The sequence below is a fragment of the Alteromonas sp. M12 genome (assembly GCF_037478005.1).
In the GTDB taxonomy this organism is placed as follows: domain Bacteria; phylum Pseudomonadota; class Gammaproteobacteria; order Enterobacterales; family Alteromonadaceae; genus Aliiglaciecola; species Aliiglaciecola lipolytica_A.
This window is the reverse complement of the sequence record NZ_CP144164.1, coordinates 4,106,597-4,122,597: the sequence shown is the minus strand read 5'-3', so window position 1 is coordinate 4,122,597 and position 16,001 is coordinate 4,106,597. Positions and strand designations below refer to the sequence as shown.

The window sequence follows — 16,001 nt, the reverse complement described above, 5'->3', positions numbered from 1 at the left end:
GTGTATAAAAATAAACGTGAATAGTTTTTACATAAGCGCTTTTGGTTTAGAGGACTGCGCCCCCCGCATTGCGAAGTGCGTTCCTAATAAAGATAGTAAACAATAACCAGCAAAATAGTAGAATCCTTGGCCTGCATTAGATAGTGTTTGTGTGCTGATATCTAACGACATTTTAAATCCGAATACCGCAAAATTATGAGAGTCAGTTGTTTCTGCGTGATTGGTGGATAAAATAGCGAGGAAAACCGCTACGACAAACACATCAGCCATCGACCATTTCCCAATGCTTGAAACCACACTTAAAAAAGCCCGTTCTAGCCTTGTACCAGGTTGGAAATATGCAACACAAACCATGCTCGTTTTTATCAGTGGTATCCCCACTGAAAACAGTAAAATTAGTGCCGCGACTAATATTCTTTGGTCGTGCCATAACTCATCGATGGTTGCCATTATCGATAGCTCTTTATCGACAATACTGGAGCTCAGAGTCGATCCCCCTAATGATGCAGCCATCTCCATATCTAACGAAAACATAGGTAATAATATTCCAGGGAAAAACAAACCTATTGCAAGAATATTTAGTGCAAAACCAATATGACGTTTCAAAGCATAATCCTGTGAGTGTATTCAATATGGGACAAATATACCCTAATCATTTTTGAAATCAGTTGTTGGTTTAAAAAAAATTAGATATTTATGAAAGTGATTGAATTCCGAGTCTGTTTTGACCGAAGTTGATTTAGCTGTGATGACTTTGCATCACCTAAGTTTGTTTTATATTGCTTGTAAAATTAATATCACTTGGGAGCTAGCAAGGCTGTGAATTCAGTTTGATATCTTTTGAGTTGCAATAAAAAAATGAGTTTGGACCGCTATACTCTTATACTAGTTAGACTAAGACTGATTAAAGTATTGGTACTAAGGGTAATCCACTATGACTATTATACAAATAACTGAGCTATTTGGTTGGGCGTCAATAATTAATCTCGCCTATTTATTACTTGCTACATTAATTGTAACACTTATGCCTGATGCAATAGCTTCAATTCATAGTAAGGTATTCAAAGTTGAAAAAAGCACATTGCCACCTTTGTATATTAACTTTCTGAGTCTTTATAAAGTCATGACATTGGTTTTTATTGTTTCTCCGTATATTGCTTTAAAAATAATGGGGAGTTAAGCGCTAAATGAAGAAGTCCGTATTCATATTCTTAGTCTGTGGATCAATTTTTATCTTCAAAAGTGGGATAGCAAACGATGGACTTCAATTGGCAAGTCAGGAAGATTTATTGGTCGCCAAAGGTGAGCCCAATTCCCAACATGAGTTTGAAGATCAAGGAGACCTTTTTGTTCATTACTACTATCAAACTGAGAATGAGTCTTATTTGGTAGATGTTGAAACCGGTAAGGTTTGCAATGCCTATACAGGCAAAGAAGTTCGCAGTTGCTTTCCTTGTGCTGAGAATGAAGTTTCATTTAAATGCCCTTAACAAACCTATGAGATTGATATGTCGAAAACAACTAAGTATTTATTAATATCAGCGTTATTTTGCCTCGCCTTTGTCTGCTATTACGTTGGCAGTGTCATTGGCGCAATCGCATTTATTGCATTAGGCTTTTTGTTGGAGGTGGCTCTGTGGATTGGTATTTTAAAGACGTCTAAAAAACATATGTCTAACCGCTCTTGAGTCGATTTCCTGCGCTGATGTGAAGACAAAAAAATAGCACTTTAAAAGTGCTATTTTTAAGATTAAAACCTGTATTGAATCAGGCTTATTTCACTGGGAATCCGCGATCGCGCATCAGGGCTTCTACATTTGCATCTCTACCTCTAAACAAACGATAAGCTTCAGCAGGGTCCATTGCGTTTCGAATGGCGAATAAATGCTTAACTAGCTTTTCACTTAGTTCTTTGTCGTAGAATCCACCAGGTGCTTCAGCAAAGGCTTCAGCAGCATCTGAGGTTAAAACTTCAGCCCACATGTACCCGTAATAACTAGACGCATAACCTTCACTACTAAAGATGTGCCCAAATTGAGTACTACGGTGACGCATTACCATTTCTTCCGGCATGCCTAATTTCACAAGTTGTTCTTGTTCAAACTTCTGAGGATCAATCGCAGCAGGATCTGTTGTGTGATACAACAAGTCCATTATTGCAGATGCCATGTACTCAGTGGTTTTGAAACCTTCATTGAAAGTAGATGCTTTTTTGATTTTAGCTACTAACTCTTGTGGGATAGGTTCACCGGTTTTGTAATGCACTAGATAATTATTAATTACTTCATCAGTGATTAACCAACGCTCTAACAATTGAGATTGGAATTCAGTGTAATCACGCACACCTGAATGTGACGTTGGGTAGGCTACCTTGGCCGATAAGAAGTGCAATGCATGGCCAAATTCATGGAAGTAAGTTTCCGCATCATCCCAAGAAATCAATGTTGGCTCGCCTTCAGGACCTTTCACGAAGTTTGAGTTATTCGAAGAAAGTACCGTTTTCTTACCATCAAAAGTGGTGTAACTGCGGTAAGTCGTTGCCCAAGCGCCAGAACGTTTACCAGTGCGAGCAAATGGGTCTAAATACCATAAACCTATATGTTCACCAGACGTAAGATCTGTCACTTCCCATACTTTAACATCTGGGTGAAAAACAGGTACTTTGCCTTCTTCGATAGGTGTAAATTTGAAGTTGAAGAGACGACCTGCAACATAAAACATAGCTTCGCGAAGTTTGTCTAACTGCAAATATTGTTTTACTTGGTCTGAGTCTAGGTCGTATTTTTGTTTACGTACTTTTTCAGCATAAAAACGATAATCCCATGGCTCTATGGTGATATTCGCATTCTCTGCATCCGCAACGGCTTGCATGTCTTTTACTTCTTCATCCACACGAGCAATAGCCGCAGGCCAAACTTTCTGCATCAAGTCCATGGCGTTTTCAGGATTTTTCGCCATGCGATCTTCTAGTCTCCACTGTGAATAGTTTTCGTAACCTAACAGTTGAACACGCTCATGACGCAATTTTAAAATTTGTTTGATCAATTCATTGTTGTCATATTCGTCACCGTTGTTGCCGCGGCTGTAATATGTTTCCCAAACTTTTTTACGTAGTTCACGTTCTTCAGAGTAGGTTAAGAACGGGTCCATTGATGAACGGGTGTTAGTAATCGCATATTTACCTTCATGGCCTCGCTGGGCTGCGGCTGATGCTGCACCAGTCACAAAGGACTCAGGTAAACCAGAAAGTTGATCAGCGTCGATGTAGAGCACATAGTTTTCTTCATCAGCCAACACATTATTTGCAAATTTGGTTTGTAAACTTGCTACTTCTTGGTTTATTTCTGCATAACGCTTTTTCGCTTCCCCTTCCAAGGTCGCGCCATTGCGTGCAAAACCGTTGTATGTCAACCAAGTCACACGTTGCTGTTCAGAATTTAGCTGTTTATATTCTTCGCCTTCATACACTGCTTTTACCCGTGCAAAAAGCTTTTCATTTTGGTTTATCTTTGAACTAAACGCGGAGATCTTAGGAACCATTTCCTTTTGAATCTCACGGAACTCAGGGCTATTCTTATTGGAACTCCAAATACCCCAGTAGGTGAATACGCGACCTAACTCTGCACCAGACTTTTCTAACGGAACAATAGTATTTTCGAATGTAGGCGCTTCAGGATTGTTAATAATCGCGTCTACTTCGGCTAAATTGATTTCCATTCCTTTTTCTAACGCTGGAACTAGTAGGGCTAAGTCCATTTTATCAAAAGCTGGAACACCGCCATAAGGGCCTGAATATTCAGCAAGTAATGGATTTGTTTCTTGTGCGACTTGTTCAGTCATGGATGTTTTATCTTCTGTTTTAGTGGGGGTTGTGCTTTGAGAGCACCCACCTAATGTTGCAATTAGCATTGCACTTGTTAGTGTCAGAGCAAATTTTTTCATTTAATTTTTACCAATTATTTGAGAGATAGTTCCGTCATTATTATTATTCATTGTATGCTCTGAAATGAGCATTGTGGATAATACTAATCTTTAGTGTCAAAACTACAAGCGCTAAGGCCAAATCTACTTTTACATATCGTCTACAAACCCTTACAAAGTATGTTTCACATATCTTTTTCTAGTTTTAAGCCGAAGTGCTGAGTTTGGTCTTTTTAACTAAGTGATTGAAAAGTATTGTTGCGTGTTTGAATCGTCTGTTGTTCACGTATTGTTTCGAATACCTAATGTCGGTTGATGTACGTTACAGCTGCTGTTTTTTGAGTACTATTTAATCAAGTTAAATAAACCCTTTGAGTTAGCCATCATGTTCAAGTATTTGTGTTTGTTTATGACCTTAGTTGGCAGTAGTTGCCAAGCAGATGAGTTTTTTATTGCTAAAGGGGTGAATTGGCTAAACAACCTAGTACCAGAGACCACCAAAATTGAATTTAATAAATCTCGTATTAAATTTGATGGCTGTCGTCATCGGGAATATGAATTAACATTTAGTCAACCGGTTAACCAACGTTTGTCATTTGAAGGCGGTATGAGCTATGCGAACGGTAAGCTGCAGTGGGGCATCAATAGCCAAAAAATCAGTCTTAAGCGTTACTCTTTTTTACCACGCTATAGTGTCAATCGTAAAATTAGTCTAAGTGCGGGTGTCATCCTGCAATCTGCGCCTGAATTTAGTACTTCTCAGGGATTAGAGCTCGCCTTACCGAAAAGTAAAATTTATAAGATTAGCAGTCGTTTCAAAGGCATCCGAGATGACCATCAGGTGGATATCGCATTGAGTAGTCACCATTGGGATGCTAACGATGAATTTGGCACTTTGTTTGACAACGGATTAATCGATAATAAGCTAAATGTTAATTACGCCGCATTTTTCTAACGCTAAGTTCGCAGTGCTAAACCGCAGCCCCCTTTACGACTGTTTGACGTAAATGTTTAATGTCACAAAGTAACTGAATTTTACTGAAATCGTTTTTAGCTATCTGGGTTACACAGGTATTTTCAAATCCAGCGCGCTCTAAACTCAGCCGATCAATTTTTAAAATGTGTTCTAAAATATATCGTAAGACCAAGCCATGAGTCATGACCATCAAGCTGTCTTCTACCGCGTTCGCCTGCTCAATAATGTGTTGCCACGCTAGCTCAACACGTTGACCAAATTGGTGCTGACTTTCGCCATTTTCGGGTTGATAATCGGCGGCTAAAAAATCAAAGTCAATTTGCTTCCAAGGGGTTCCTCTGAGCGCTCCCAAATTACGTTCCTGTAACAGTTCCGATAAAACTAATTCGCAGCCCAATAGTTGCTGAACCGGCTTTGCTGTCTGCTGGGTGCGAGTATGATCGCTACACAATATTCTAGAAATAGCGTGGTGTTGATAAGCATCGGCCAAATCTTTTGCTTGTTGCTGACCATGAGCGGATAACGGAGTCTCTGGCGTCTGTACAATCCTATTTCGGTTGCCGTCTGTCTCACCGTGGCGGACCAAATAAATAGACATCATTAAGCCCTTAATTTATGCAAATACAACGGTTTTATTTTTGTGAATAATCACGCGATCTTGCAAGTGGTAACGAACGCCATTGGCTAACGCGGCTTTTTCACAATTCTTGCCTTTACGAACCATATCTTCAGCCGAGTCACTGTGACTGATGCGTATCACTTCTTGCTCAATAATTGGCCCTTCATCTAAGTCTTTTGTCACATAATGACAAGTCGCGCCAATCAGTTTAACACCGCGGTCATAGGCTTGTTGATAAGGTTTAGCTCCGGCAAAGGACGGCAAAAAGCTATGGTGGATATTGATAGCTTTGCCTGCTAATTTTTGACATAAGTTGTCAGGCACAATTTGCATAAATCGCGCAAGTACTGTGAGATCTGCTTGATACTCTTCTAGTAAAGCTTCAACTTGGGCAAAGGCCACTGCTTTGTCTTGATTTTTGAAATCTACCCAATGGAAAGGTACTCGATACCAATCTGCAAATTGTTTCATTTGCGGGTGATTCGCAATGATGCAAGGTATTTCACAATCAAGCTCACCACTGTGCCAGCGATGCAGAATATCAATGAGGCAATGAGATTCATGGCTGGCAAGCAAAGCCACTTTTTGTTTTTGCAAGGAATCGGATACTTTCCACTTCATTGAAAATTGTTTAGCGATGGGTTCAAAGGCCTGTTTGAAACTCTCTAAAGTCAATTTCAGCGTGTCAGTCTTTATTTCATGACGCATAAAAAAGCGCCCTAATTTGGCGTCTGTATGGTGGCTTGCTTCTACAATAGTGGCTTGATGATCAGCTAAAAACTGACTCACAGCAGCGACTAATCCTACTTGATCGGGACAATCGATTACCAGCCTGAAGGTTTGTTGCATGAATAAATTACTCTTGTTAAATCGGACTTACTACTAATCCCCTTATTGTGCTGCCGGAATAGGCCTGAGGTAAAGCACTTATTGGAATTACATAAAAGTTTATCTTGGGCGAATGGGACGATGCAAAGGCCAAGTCTGTCGAATAGGGTATTGCACCCCGTTTTTGCCACTAACAGATTCAAATAAATGCAATTGATCTATCTTTAACTCGAAATCTGGTTCATATAGTGGCGCCGGAGGATTGTTTTTAGCGTTTCTAACTAGGGTGATATGAGGAATATACTCTCTAATGGGCAAGTTCAGTCCTGCTTGTTGTGCATATTCGGTCAACCGTTTTGTCGTTTGCAACATGTGCTCTGGAATTTGGGTACTACCGAGCCATAATATTTTCGGTTTTGACCAATAACCTAAGGTATCAATTTGCAGGCTAAAATTTTGAAATTGGCTTTCTTGTATGGCACAACAAAGGTGGTCTAATTGTTGTTCTCTAACTTGTCCTAGAAACACACTAGTGATGTGAAAATTTTTAGCAGGCACGCAGCGCTCAAATCTCGGTAAGGCTTTGTTGCGCCAATCATCTAATGCAATTTTTGATTTGGCATCTAAATCAAATCCTAAAAAGTAGCGCATTGAAACTCCAGCAACGATAGAATGGGGTGATTATAGAGGATTTTTGGTTTGACTGCGTGTTACCTGTAGAAACTTGCTGGCCAGCATTAGAAAAATACATTGAAGATCAAGATGTGATTTTAGTGGCTCCACCTGGAGCGGGTAAATCCACATATTTGCCTTTGAAACTGCTACAACATCCTAAATTTGCTGATCAGAAAATCATTATGCTGCAACCGCGACAAATAGCAGTGACGTCGATCGCCAACTATTTGTCAGAGCAGCTAAATGAAACCGTTGGGCACACCATCGGTTATCGTATGCGAGGTGAAACTAAAGTAAGTGCTCACACTAGATTGGAGATTGTTACTGAAGGGTTGCTTACCCGTATGTTGCAAAACGATCCAGAGTTAGCCAATGTTGGACTGATTATATTTGATGAATTCCATGAGCGGAATATCCATTCTGATTTTGCCTTAGCGTTATGTTTGGAAGTAAAGCAAGCGCTCCGTGATGACTTACGGTTATTGGTAATGTCGGCGACTTTGGATGCAGCAGCGGTGGCTAATTTATTGCCTGATGCCAAACAATTGGAAAGTCATGGCCGCAGTTTTCCGGTCACTAGCCATTACCGACCACGAGATAAAAGTACTCTTTTAGAGCAACATGTTTTTAAGATTATCAAAGAAGCAGTGAATAGCCACGATGGCGATATTCTTGTCTTTCTGCCCGGTGCACGACAAATATTGGCAACGCAACAATTGTGTGAGCAATACTTTGAACAAGATATTGAAACTTATACTTTGTTTGGACAACTGGATAAACAAAAGCAGCGTTTAGCAATACGACCGGCTAAACAAGGCATGCGCAAAATTGTGCTGGCAACCAATATTGCTGAAACTAGCTTAACCATCGACGGTATTAAAGTGGTAATTGACTCTGGTTTAGAGAATGTTGCAAGTTTTAATTGGCAGCGGCGCATCGAGCAGTTAAGCAGCAAACAAATTTCTAAAGCCTCAGCTACTCAGCGGGCAGGTCGGGCGGGGCGTTTAACTGCTGGAGATTGTTACCGATTGTGGTCTAAGGATACTCAACAACGTTTAATTGCACAGCGCCCCGCGCAAATTTTAGAAACAGATATTAGTGGCTTGTATTTAGATGCAAAAGTCTGGGGCAGTGAATTATCTGAATTACCTTTGTTGGACACCCCTAGTCGTTCTCAACTCGACTATGCAAAATGGGTGTTATCGTTATTAGGTGCGATAGATTCCTCCGCTAAATTAACCCCCCATGGCAGAGCGTTGAACGGCTTTGGTTGCCATCCAAGATTGGCTGGGATGTTAGTAGACAGTCAAAAAGGGCAGCCCTTGCAAAAAGCGCTAGCGTGCTTATTGGTGGCAATGCTTGAATTTCGTCCCATTAGTGAACTGCGAAGAGAAACCCAGCTACGTCAGCATTTACGTTTTCTACTCACGCAGCCCTCGCATCCTATTTGGACGCAAGCAAAACGTTGGGCAAAACGGCTTGGATGTTCTTGTGATAGCCGTTCGGTAAGCCTTGAAAAGGGGAATCTCAGTGAACTGTTAAGTGTGGCATATCCTGATCAGATAGGTCGCTTGCGAGACAATGGAACTTATCAGCTAGTAAATGGAACAGGAGCTAAATACTTCAACTCAAAAGATCAAGGCACTAGTGCGTTGAGTAAATGGATTATCGTGACCAAATTAACCATCAGTGACCAGGCTGATGCACTCATACAAATGGCCGAACCAATAGACGAACACTTGGTTTTTGAGCGATTTAAACATCATTTTAAACGACAAAGTGAATATAGTTGGTCCCATACATTGGCAAAAGTTGTCGCGCGAGAAAAACAAACATTCGGCGCTATTACGCTATGGGAAAAACAAATCGAAGCCTCAGATGGGCTGCAATGCGTGCAAATATTGATGGCGCAAATCAAACAACAAGGACTTTCATTTTTACCTTGGAAAGAGAAGGTTTGGACGTTTATTTATCGAGTAAGTTTGGCTCGTAAAGTGGAAGGTGAGCATTGGCCTGATTTCTCAGAGACTAGCTTGTTGGCTGAGCTCGAAGAATGGTTGGAACCTTTTCTCGATGGCATAGTTACAGGCAATAAGCTACAGCAGTTAGATTGGTTAACTATCTTAAAAAATCGATTAACTTGGGAGCAGCAACAACAACTAGATCATCACTATCCACTTAAAATGAAAGACGCAACAGGGCAAGACTGTAAACTAGTATATTCAGCCGATGAACAAGTTGAAATGCAAGTGAAAATGCAGCATATGTATGGTTACGATGGTTCACCCTGTGTTGCCAATGGCAAAGTACCAATAACCCTAACACTGCTATCACCAGCCGGTAGAGCATTGCAGAAAACCCAAGATCTTGCAGGGTTTTGGCAAGGTAGCTACAGCCAAATTCAAAAAGAAATGAAAGGCCGATACCCCAAACATTTTTGGCCCGACAATCCAGCGACAGCACAAGCAACAACGCGCGTTAAGAAATATATGTAGTGCTCAAGCCTAATATGTCGCAGTATAGTATTCCAGCGTTAGTTGTTTGAGCCAACCACGTTGCACTGATATACTGGCTTCTTGAAAATAACCCCAACAAAGATCCCCTTATTCAGCCATGTCATTAGCCCAAAAATTGAATCCCTTACCTTGGTTCCGCAAGTATTTCTGGAAGTTGTTTCTGGTTTGCGTCGTTGCTATGTGTGCCTACATGGTTTATTTAGATGCTATTATTGCCCATCAGTTTTCTGGTAATAAATGGCAAGTTCCCGCGCAAATTTATGCTCGTCCTTTGGTGCTAAGCTTAAAAGAAGAAATCACCAGTAAAGAAATTATAGAAGAGCTGACGCTATTGGGGTATCGACGGGTTGCTAAAGCGAGTCGCACTGGTGAATATCAGTACAACAATAATCATTTCGAAGTTTATCGTCGAGCGTTCCATTTTCCTGATGGCTTTCAAGCCGAGACAGCTTTATCTCTGACCGTTAAATCGGGGCGTGTGTCTAGCATTGTTAACCTCAATAGTGGCAAACAAATTGATAGTTTCCGTTTAGAGCCATGGTTAGTTACACGATTGATCAGTGAGGGGAAAGAAGATCGTATGTTGGTGTCTTTGGGTCAGGTGCCTAAAGAACTAGTTGAAGCTTTAGTTCTGGTAGAAGACAAGGATTTTTATCAGCATCATGGAATAGCTCCGCTTTCAATTTTACGGGCTTTGATTGCTAATATCTCAGCGGGACGCGCGGTGCAAGGTGGCAGTACCTTGACCCAGCAATTGGTTAAGAACATGTATTTAACCAATGAAAAGTCGATAACCCGTAAAATCAAAGAAGCGTTTATGTCAATATTGATCGATGCCCGTTATAGCAAAGATCAAATAATGGAAGCTTATTTAAATGAGGTGTTTTTAGGACAAAACGGGAATACTGGGGTGCATGGATTTGGTTTGGCCAGTTACTTCTATTTCGATCGGCCGTTAAACGAACTAAATCTAGAAGAAATGACCACCCTAGTTGGTATGATCAAAGGGCCGTCTTATTACAATCCAAGGCGTCATCCTGAGCGTGTCATTGAGCGACGTAATCTGGTGTTGAGGCTGCTGTTTGAAGCTGGAAAGATTAACAAAACAACCTTTGAACAGTTGTTGGATAAGCCAATTCAAGTCGCCACTGGCGCAACTCTGGTTAGGGGGAAACATCCAGCCTTCATGGATAGAGTAGGGCGAGAATTACGTACTATTCTAGATAATCCAGATATTCGTGATTCTGGTGTGAAACTCTTTACGTCCCTTGACTCAAACGCTCAGCGCAAAGCCGAGACCGCCCTGTCTGGTGGATTAACCAGTATTGAGAAGCAACGTAAATTAGAGAATTTACAAGCCGCTATGGTAGTCACTGACATTGATAGTGGTGAAATTCGCGCTATGGTAGGAGATCGCAACACCGGTTTTAGTGGTTTTAATCGAGCATTGGATGCGAAACGCTCCATAGGCTCTTTAATCAAACCAGCAATTTATATCACTGCTTTAGAACATCCAGAAGAATATAATCTGGCCACACCTCTGTTCGATGATCCAATCAAATTACCCAGTGAAGGTGGGGAAACTTGGGAGCCGCAAAATGCAGATAAAAAGTTTCGTGGTCAAGTGCCATTGTATACAGCATTAACACAATCACTGAATGTTCCCACTGTAAGCTTAGGTATGGAACTAGGCTTAGAAAATATTACTCAAACACTCAAGCGTTTAGGGGTAACTGAACCTATTACCCAATATCCTGCATTGACCTTAGGTGCCCTAGATTTATCGCCTATTCAAGTCAATCAGGTATATCAGACGATTGCAAATAATGGCGTGCAAATCCCTCTTCATACAGTTAACGCAATCATGTCTGCAGATGACCAATTAATGTATTCATTTTCTTCTCAGGCCACTAGAATCATCGATGAAAAAGTAGCTTATTTGATGAATTACGCGCTGCATAAAGTCACCTTAGAGGGCACCGCGAAACAAATTAGACGGCGTTTTCCAACGATTAATATGGCCGGCAAGACCGGTACAACTGATGATTATCGAGATAGTTGGTTCAGTGGTTACGACAAAAATATATTAGTAACCAGTTGGATTGGCACTGATGATAACAAAAGTACCGGGTTAACTGGTGCCAGTGGTGCATTGCGATTATTTATGGATTTCCAGTTATTGCAAGAACCTAAGTCACTCGTTCGTCGCTTCCCTAAAGGTTTAGGGATCGCACATTTTAATCCGCAAACCGGTAGAGCGACGCAAGCGGGATGTCAAACAAGCATGAGTTTGCCAGCCATATTAGAAGTGCTGCCGAAACGAGCCGATAAATGTGATACCAAAAATCCGAAGATCCAAGAGCGCAAGAGCTTTTGGGAAAGGCTTTTTGGTAATTAACCAAAAAGTTAATTATTAATATTCAAAACTGACATTAACGTTTGTCTTTGGGGGGCATTGGTTTTTTCACATGTTTGTCTAAGAACGGCGCTAAATCGGTCGGTTTACTGCAATCTAAACTACCACCAGTAAAGGTGGATAAAACGGCAATGGTTTTATTTACTGTTGAGCTGCAATCCACTCGTACCGAGTTACTTTCTCTTAGTTTTTCATCGTCCGTTTTAAAGGGATCAAACTTAGGTAAATTCAAATCAGGCGACTCTCTTTGCTGACGATAGCGCTGCGCCTCCTGTTCAGCCATGCGTTGATTGGCTTGGGCTGAGTGATCTAACAAATGTTTTTGCGCTAAGTTTCGTGAGGTCTCAACCTGAGTGTCAGTGTTAGTTTTGTCTGGAAAATCAATCGAAGGCAAATCTTCCCGTCTTGAATCATTTTCAATAGGGGGGATTTGCGGTGTTACCTGTTCAACAATTTCGGGCGCTTCATTAGGTTCGATGGTATCTGCTGGTGGTAACGTTTCTGACACTTCTATTTCAGTTACTTCTACGTCTTCAATAACTTGGTCTGCTTGTTGTTTTTGTTGATTATCATCAGGTTTGGCCAGCGCTTCTGGTTCAGATAACGGTTCAACAGTTTCGATTTCGGCAGCTTCTTCCACAACTTTTGGCGCTGGCAAAAATACGAGTTTGGCGTTGATCGCAGAAACCTCTTGCTCGATTTTTGTTGGGATAATAATTCGTTGTTGAGACAAAATCCACCAACCAATCAGGCCATGAGCAAGCACGGAAATAAACAACACTTTTCGTAGAGAATTGTTTTTCGTTTTGGTTGGAAGGTGTTGTTGACGTTCAAAATCCAAGGTGAGCGCTATCCAGCATTAATATTTGTGAACTTGATTCGACAATAGACTTGCAGTACCTCCTTTAGTTCCCTAAAAGCAACACTTTCGAAATACATCCAGACAGCGCACCCAGAACGTGCAAAAATAGGTATTTGCACACAATTGGTGCGTAAGTTGACTGTTTAATCTGCTTTTTTTAATCTAAGTCTTTGATTTTTATGTGTAAACATTAGTGGCATAAGACTTGTTTTAAGAATGGAGCGTTTCAATAAAAACAAATTCAAAATACCGGGAGTAACACAATGAAACTAGTAACTGCGATAGTTAAGCCTTTCAAGCTTGATGATGTTCGCGAAGCCATTTCAGAGATTGGCATTGATGGTTTGACTGTCACTGAAGTGAAAGGCTTTGGACGTCAAAAAGGTCATACCGAATTGTACCGTGGTGCAGAATACCAAGTGGACTTTTTACCAAAAGTTAAACTGGAAATTGCGGTTCAAGACGATCATGTTGAACGTTTAGTTGAAGCTATTGTTAGCGCAGCGAAAACGGGCAAGATTGGAGACGGAAAAGTATTTGTGTATGACTTAGAGCATGCAGTACGTATCCGTACGGGTGAAACTGACGGCGAAGCCATTTAAGTAGCAGGGCAGGAGAAAATCATGGAAATTACATTCGAACTTGGGTATGCACTAGATACCTTTTACTTTTTGATATGTGGCGCCTTAGTCATGTGGATGGCAGCTGGCTTTACAATGCTAGAAGCCGGTTTAGTGCGTGCTAAAAACACCACTGAAATATTAACTAAAAACATTACTTTGTACGCAGTCGCTTGTATCATGTATATGGTATGTGGCTACTCAATTATGTACGGTGGAGACGACTTCACATTGTTCCTTAGCGGAATCGTAGGTGACGGCGCAACGGGTGAAGCAGAACCTGCTACCTATGCTCCTTCAGCAGACTTCTTCTTCCAAGTAGTATTCGTTGCAACTGCAATGTCTATCGTTTCAGGCGCGGTCGCTGAGCGTATGAAATTGTGGTCTTTCCTTGCATTTGCCGTAATCTTAACTGGTTTCATCTATCCAATGGAAGGTTCTTGGACTTGGGGTGGCGCTTCTGTATTCGGTATGTATACACTTGGTGACTTAGGTTTCTCTGACTTTGCTGGTTCAGGTATTGTACATATGGCCGGTGCTGCAGCTGCTTTAGCTGGTGTGTTGATACTAGGTGCTCGTAAAGGTAAATATACTGCCGATGGCAAAATTAATGCGATTCCTGGCGCTAACTTACCGTTAGCAACATTAGGTACATTTATCCTGTGGATGGGTTGGTTTGGTTTCAACGGTGGTTCTGTTCTTGCGACAGCGACTGTAGAAAGTGCTAATGCTGTTGCTGTAGTATTTATGAATACTAACGCTGCTGCTGCTGGTGGCCTAGTTGCTGCACTTATTCTAGCGCGTATCTTGTTTGGTAAAGCTGACCTTACTATGGCTTTAAACGGCGCGTTAGCTGGTTTGGTTGCTATTACTGCAGAGCCTTCTACTCCAACTCCACTGCAAGCTACTTTGTTCGGAGCTATCGGCGGTCTATTGGTAGTTGGAAGCATTGTTGCTCTAGATAAAATGAAAATTGATGATCCAGTAGGTGCTATCTCTGTTCACGGTGTGGTAGGTCTTTTAGGACTTCTACTAGTACCTATTACAAATGATGGTTCTTCTTTCTCTGGTCAAATCATCGGTGCTATCACAATCTTTGTATGGGTATTCGTAACTAGCTTGGTTGTATGGTTAATACTTAAAGCTATCATCGGTATTCGTGTAAGCGAAGAAGAAGAGTTCGAAGGTGTAGATATTGGCGAATGTGGTTTGGAAGCATACCCAGACTTCACTGGTGGACGTTCTTAATACCTACTCTTTAAGAAAAACACAGAGGGCGAATAAAAAAATAAGAATAATCAGAATAATAACAACATCGTCCTACTGTTGTTAAAAACAGACAAAACCCCGCTAATCAGCGGGGTTTTTTTTATGCTCAGCTCTGATTATTCTGAATCATCCTTTCGAAGTTAATTGTAACTATCTGAATATCTTGAACTTACACAGTTTTTAACACTCTTGGTATCCTTCCTGCTCTGAACTAAATCAATGTTAGTTGTCAGATGCCTATAGACATTTTGAAAACTGACGTGACTTTTTCAGGAGAAATTATGATTATAAAGCCCCTTCATGTGTCTTTACTCTGTTTCATTGCAATGCTATCCGCTTGTGGTTCTAATGATGATGCTTTGCCGATTTTTGCCGCTCCCGTTAAAACCACTCTACCGTCTTTTTCCTTAGCCGTGAGTGATGCACCAGCAGACGGTTTAGCAGATGTAATTTTGTGTTTTTCGACTATTACCCTCAAAGGCGAGGAAGAAGATCTTACTTTCAAAGTTGGTGATCCAGAGTTTGCTCTTACGGCCAACGATTTATGTTTGGATGATACCAATAATGTGGTGCCTAATGCGGTTGGAATTGACCTTCTTGAGTACACTGGTAGTCTCTCAATACCGCTAGTAGAAGAGATTAATATACAAGCCGGTCAATACTCTCAAATAAGCCTTGGTATGACAGATGGTTCATACACGGTAGATAAACTAAAGCATACAAAAAATCCGATAACCATCGCATCCAATGAAATCACCTTTGACGGGTTTACTGTAACTGAAAACAACACAGCAGATTTTACGGTTGAATTCGATTTACGAAACGCCTTGACCAACCCCGTGGGACAAGATGAATATTTTTTACAATCAACTGGAATAAGGTTGGTAGATAATCAGCAAGCTGGGCAAATCAAGGGGCAAGTTTCAGAAACGCTTTTGATTAATCAATTATGTGAGCCGTTAGCTGATATCAATGGCTCTCCTGCGGTTGTGTATTTGTATGAAGGCATGAACTTAGAATCTAGTAAATTGGCAGATAATGGTGGTTTAGAACAGGTTCTTCCTTTTGCCAGTACAAGTGTCTATTTTGATGCTTCACAAACTACTTACCCCTTTGATATTGGTTTTGTTCCCTATGGAAGTTACACGCTGGCACTCAGTTGCGATCTTACTGATGATCCAGAGTTAGATGACGAAGTAGGCTTTGTACAAATTCAAGAAGTCAGCATAGATGATGCTAAAACTGAGGGAGTAGTCAATTTTGAGGACGTTAATGAATAGGCTTTAAAGCATAGAAAAG

General features: G+C 40.9%; 15 protein-coding genes. 9 read left to right on the top strand and 6 right to left on the bottom strand.

Going from position 1 to position 16,001, the window contains the following annotated elements:
- Nucleotides 1-27: 27 nt before the first annotated feature.
- Nucleotides 28-606 (bottom strand): paraquat-inducible protein A, encoded by a 579-nt coding sequence (locus VUI23_RS17585; RefSeq protein WP_342805200.1) that lies wholly within the window; start codon nt 604-606, stop codon nt 28-30.
- Between the two features lie 328 nt (nt 607-934).
- On the opposite strand from VUI23_RS17585, the gene VUI23_RS17580 reads away from it, so the two are divergent.
- The 3 genes from VUI23_RS17580 to VUI23_RS17570 are packed head-to-tail and all read left to right on the top strand — an operon-like array spanning nt 935 to nt 1,688.
- Nucleotides 935-1,180, top strand: a complete 246-nt coding sequence (locus VUI23_RS17580) for a DUF6868 family protein (RefSeq protein WP_216048866.1) — start codon at nt 935-937, stop codon at nt 1,178-1,180.
- Between the two features lie 7 nt (nt 1,181-1,187).
- On the top strand, nt 1,188-1,490 hold the full coding sequence (locus VUI23_RS17575; protein WP_216048865.1) for a hypothetical protein: 303 nt from the start codon (nt 1,188-1,190) through the stop codon (nt 1,488-1,490).
- 18 nt (nt 1,491-1,508) lie between these two features.
- Nucleotides 1,509-1,688, top strand: coding sequence for a hypothetical protein (locus tag VUI23_RS17570; RefSeq protein ID WP_303471007.1), 180 nt, complete (start codon nt 1,509-1,511; stop codon nt 1,686-1,688).
- A gap of 85 nt (nt 1,689-1,773) precedes the next feature.
- On the opposite strand, the gene VUI23_RS17565 is transcribed toward VUI23_RS17570, so the two are convergent.
- Nucleotides 1,774-3,942, bottom strand: a complete 2,169-nt coding sequence (locus tag VUI23_RS17565; RefSeq protein ID WP_303499218.1) for a M3 family metallopeptidase — start codon at nt 3,940-3,942, stop codon at nt 1,774-1,776.
- Between the two features lie 364 nt (nt 3,943-4,306).
- Between VUI23_RS17565 and VUI23_RS17560 the strand changes: the two genes are divergently transcribed.
- Nucleotides 4,307-4,876: a hypothetical protein gene (locus tag VUI23_RS17560; RefSeq protein ID WP_303471004.1), complete on the top strand. Its 570-nt coding sequence runs from the start codon at nt 4,307-4,309 to the stop codon at nt 4,874-4,876.
- Between the two features lie 16 nt (nt 4,877-4,892).
- On the opposite strand, the gene VUI23_RS17555 is transcribed toward VUI23_RS17560, so the two are convergent.
- From VUI23_RS17555 to thpR, 3 genes are all read right to left on the bottom strand, one after another.
- Nucleotides 4,893-5,498: a histidine phosphatase family protein gene (locus VUI23_RS17555; RefSeq protein ID WP_303571364.1), complete on the bottom strand. Its 606-nt coding sequence runs from the start codon at nt 5,496-5,498 to the stop codon at nt 4,893-4,895.
- Between the two features lie 12 nt (nt 5,499-5,510).
- Nucleotides 5,511-6,365, bottom strand: a complete 855-nt coding sequence (gene purU / locus VUI23_RS17550; RefSeq protein WP_216048861.1) for a formyltetrahydrofolate deformylase — start codon at nt 6,363-6,365, stop codon at nt 5,511-5,513.
- A gap of 99 nt (nt 6,366-6,464) precedes the next feature.
- Complete coding sequence (gene thpR, locus VUI23_RS17545; RefSeq protein WP_342805198.1) at nt 6,465-6,995, bottom strand: RNA 2',3'-cyclic phosphodiesterase; 531 nt, start codon at nt 6,993-6,995, stop codon at nt 6,465-6,467.
- Between the two features lie 56 nt (nt 6,996-7,051).
- On the opposite strand from thpR, the gene hrpB reads away from it, so the two are divergent.
- The gene (hrpB, locus tag VUI23_RS17540; RefSeq protein WP_342805196.1) at nt 7,052-9,514 is read left to right on the top strand and encodes an ATP-dependent helicase HrpB; all 2,463 of its coding nucleotides are present in this window, start codon (nt 7,052-7,054) and stop codon (nt 9,512-9,514) included.
- Nucleotides 9,515-9,632: 118 nt separating this feature from the next.
- A complete protein-coding gene (gene mrcB, locus VUI23_RS17535) occupies nt 9,633-11,933 on the top strand; it encodes a penicillin-binding protein 1B (protein ID WP_342805194.1) in 2,301 nt (766 codons plus the stop codon).
- 34 nt (nt 11,934-11,967) lie between these two features.
- Here the strand turns inward: mrcB and VUI23_RS17530 are convergent, their stop codons facing one another.
- A complete protein-coding gene (locus VUI23_RS17530) occupies nt 11,968-12,792 on the bottom strand; it encodes a hypothetical protein (protein WP_216048857.1) in 825 nt (274 codons plus the stop codon).
- A 284-nt stretch (nt 12,793-13,076) separates the two neighbouring features.
- On the opposite strand from VUI23_RS17530, the gene glnK reads away from it, so the two are divergent.
- From glnK to VUI23_RS17515, 3 genes are all read left to right on the top strand, one after another.
- Nucleotides 13,077-13,415, top strand: coding sequence for a P-II family nitrogen regulator (glnK, locus tag VUI23_RS17525; RefSeq protein ID WP_216048856.1), 339 nt, complete (start codon nt 13,077-13,079; stop codon nt 13,413-13,415).
- 21 nt (nt 13,416-13,436) lie between these two features.
- Complete coding sequence (locus tag VUI23_RS17520; protein ID WP_216048855.1) at nt 13,437-14,681, top strand: ammonium transporter; 1,245 nt, start codon at nt 13,437-13,439, stop codon at nt 14,679-14,681.
- 302 nt (nt 14,682-14,983) lie between these two features.
- The gene (locus VUI23_RS17515) at nt 14,984-15,982 is read left to right on the top strand and encodes a DUF4382 domain-containing protein (RefSeq protein ID WP_303499227.1); all 999 of its coding nucleotides are present in this window, start codon (nt 14,984-14,986) and stop codon (nt 15,980-15,982) included.
- Nucleotides 15,983-16,001 lie beyond the last annotated feature (19 nt).

Coding starts and splice junctions, on each gene's coding strand:
- VUI23_RS17580 (WP_216048866.1), top strand. CDS start 935: ATGACTATTATACAAATAACTGAGCTATTTGGTTGGGCGTCAATAATT.
- VUI23_RS17575 (WP_216048865.1), top strand. CDS start 1,188: ATGAAGAAGTCCGTATTCATATTCTTAGTCTGTGGATCAATTTTTATC.
- VUI23_RS17570 (WP_303471007.1), top strand. CDS start 1,509: ATGTCGAAAACAACTAAGTATTTATTAATATCAGCGTTATTTTGCCTC.
- VUI23_RS17565 (WP_303499218.1), bottom strand. CDS start 3,942: ATGAAAAAATTTGCTCTGACACTAACAAGTGCAATGCTAATTGCAACA.
- VUI23_RS17560 (WP_303471004.1), top strand. CDS start 4,307: ATGTTCAAGTATTTGTGTTTGTTTATGACCTTAGTTGGCAGTAGTTGC.
- VUI23_RS17555 (WP_303571364.1), bottom strand. CDS start 5,498: ATGATGTCTATTTATTTGGTCCGCCACGGTGAGACAGACGGCAACCGA.
- purU (WP_216048861.1), bottom strand. CDS start 6,365: ATGCAACAAACCTTCAGGCTGGTAATCGATTGTCCCGATCAAGTAGGA.
- thpR (WP_342805198.1), bottom strand. CDS start 6,995: ATGCGCTACTTTTTAGGATTTGATTTAGATGCCAAATCAAAAATTGCA.
- mrcB (WP_342805194.1), top strand. CDS start 9,633: ATGTCATTAGCCCAAAAATTGAATCCCTTACCTTGGTTCCGCAAGTAT.
- glnK (WP_216048856.1), top strand. CDS start 13,077: ATGAAACTAGTAACTGCGATAGTTAAGCCTTTCAAGCTTGATGATGTT.
- VUI23_RS17520 (WP_216048855.1), top strand. CDS start 13,437: ATGGAAATTACATTCGAACTTGGGTATGCACTAGATACCTTTTACTTT.
- VUI23_RS17515 (WP_303499227.1), top strand. CDS start 14,984: ATGATTATAAAGCCCCTTCATGTGTCTTTACTCTGTTTCATTGCAATG.